Annotated in this window: 1 protein-coding gene; it reads right to left on the bottom strand. The window is 73.1% G+C overall.

Features of this window, described 5'->3' with window-relative positions:
- Window positions 1-468: nucleotide-binding protein (locus RM812_RS42295; protein ID WP_311586349.1), on the bottom strand; the 468-nt coding region annotated here is incomplete at both ends.

Genomic DNA, 468 nt, shown 5'->3' with positions numbered 1-468 from the left:
GGTCCGAGGCCACCTTGTTCAGGATCACCCCGCCGATCCGCACCTCCGGGTCCCAGGAGGCGAACCCGTGCACCAGGGCCGCCACCGACCGCGACTGCGAGGAGGCGTCCACCACCAGCACCACCGGTGCCTTCAGCAGCTTCGCCACCTGCGCGGTCGACGCCAGCTCCCCCTGGCCCGAGGCACCGTCGTACAGCCCCATCACGCCTTCGACCACGGCGAGGTCGCACCCCGCCGCCCCGTGCGCGAAGAGCGGGGCGACCAGCTCCGGCCCGCACATGTACGCGTCGAGATTCCGGCCGGGGCGGCCCGTCGCCAGGGAGTGGTAGCCCGGATCGATGTAGTCCGGGCCCACCTTGTGCGGCGAGACGGCGAGCCCGCGCGCGGCGAAGGCGGCCATCAGACCGGTGGCGACGGTGGTCTTGCCGCTGTTGGAGGCCGGAGCGGCGATGACCAGACGGGGGACAC

Origin of the sequence: Streptomyces lancefieldiae (assembly GCF_031845825.1) — a bacterium.
GTDB classification, from domain to species: Bacteria; Actinomycetota; Actinomycetes; order Streptomycetales; family Streptomycetaceae; genus Streptomyces; species Streptomyces lancefieldiae.
Note: the sequence above shows the minus strand (reverse complement) of the source record. Positions and strands in the feature narration are given on the sequence as shown.